Raw genomic sequence first — 1,447 nt, 5'->3', positions numbered from 1 at the left:
CTTGCCTTGATGTTATATCGATACTCCTCCTCCTGGGGTCTATTCATATCCCTCAAAATCAGCAACCTGCATATCTCCATTTCTAACGTCGTTCCTTGTCTCCCCCTATTCTATCCCAACAAAGACACTGGCGCGTCTTGGAGCTTATGAAAGTCTGTAGAGTACAATAGAGTACAGTGCAGCTGAGAAAAAGGTATTCGCAGTGACATAACATTATAATACTATCAGTCTTAGACAGTCATGGCCGACCCAGAGGGCTATTCTGCCTACGACAACGAAGGGTACGACAATGAAGACGAAGCACCAGAGTACAGCACCACTGCCAATGGTGGAGGCGGCGGCGGCGATGTCGCAGAAGTGCGTCATACAAAGTTCTTGGACCTGACCAACGGAGCAGGGGGTGATCAGCATCATCATCATCAAGGTGAAGGAGATGGAGACGACGGATTAGACCTAGCAGCCGTTGCAGCCGCAGTAGCAGGGGGTAGTGATCATGGAGGAGGAGGAGGATCCGTTGGTTACAATGATAATGACAATGACGACGACGACGATGATGGCAACGGCAGTTACCACAAGGGCAGTATGAGCAATAAGGATGCCGTGGATGCCCTCATGGATGCTCACATTCGCGCGGGTGGTGCCAAAGGATTGCGCGTCGATCCCAACACACCTGGTAAGGTTGTCGAGGCGGGGCAAGAACACACCGGCCGTTGGACCAAGGAAGAACACGAGGCCTTTTTGAGTGCCTTGCAAATGTACGGAAAAGAGTGGAAAAAGGTGGCTGCCAAGGTCAAGACCCGAACGGTGGTGCAGACTCGAACCCACGCTCAAAAATATTTTCAAAAACTGCAAAAATCCATGGAAAGCGGTGGCAGCAATGGAGACAAGGGGGGTGATGCCATGATGGAATTTGGGATTGCGTCGGAGAAAAAGTCCAAAAAGAAACGAGGCAACGCTCCATCGATTGCTTCCAAGTCACGCCAACAGCCGCAACAGCAACCGTCCCATCAACAGCAACCGTCCCATCCACCACCACCACCACAACACCTACCGCCACAAGAAATGAATAGTGCCTTGAATGTATCTGCTTCCCATCTTTTATCCAACTTGACGACAGCGGCACAGTCCATACAGACACCGACCGCCAACTCGCAATCTATCACTGCCAGCAATGCATTTTCAGGTGCTGTTCTGAACAATCGAGCGCTGCAACAGCAGCAGCATCACATGTTCCCGCCTCGTCATGGATTTTCTACGGGAGTAGAATCCTATCGGGCTTCCTACGGAGGCGGCGGTGGTGGCGGCGGAGGAGGTTTTCCAATGGGGGGCGCGGACCGAGGAGGATGGGGCGGTAATGCCAGCAGCAGCATGAAGATTACGGCACCTGATCCAGAAGCTAGCGCACAGAGAGGGAAATTTCCGGAACCCTCGCCGGCAGCATGTGGCA

The 1,447-nt window shown here is 52.5% G+C and carries 1 protein-coding gene; it reads left to right on the top strand.

Features of this window, described 5'->3' with window-relative positions; genetic code table 11:
- Window positions 1-240 precede the first annotated feature (240 nt).
- On the top strand, window positions 241-1,447 hold a 1,207-nt coding region (locus V6D20_10305; GenBank protein ID HEY9816172.1), incomplete at its 3' end, for an SANT/Myb-like DNA-binding domain-containing protein.

It is taken from the genome of Candidatus Obscuribacterales bacterium, assembly GCA_036703605.1.
Taxonomy (GTDB): domain Bacteria; phylum Cyanobacteriota; class Cyanobacteriia; order RECH01; family RECH01; genus RECH01.
Note: the sequence above shows the minus strand (reverse complement) of the source record. Positions and strands in the feature narration are given on the sequence as shown.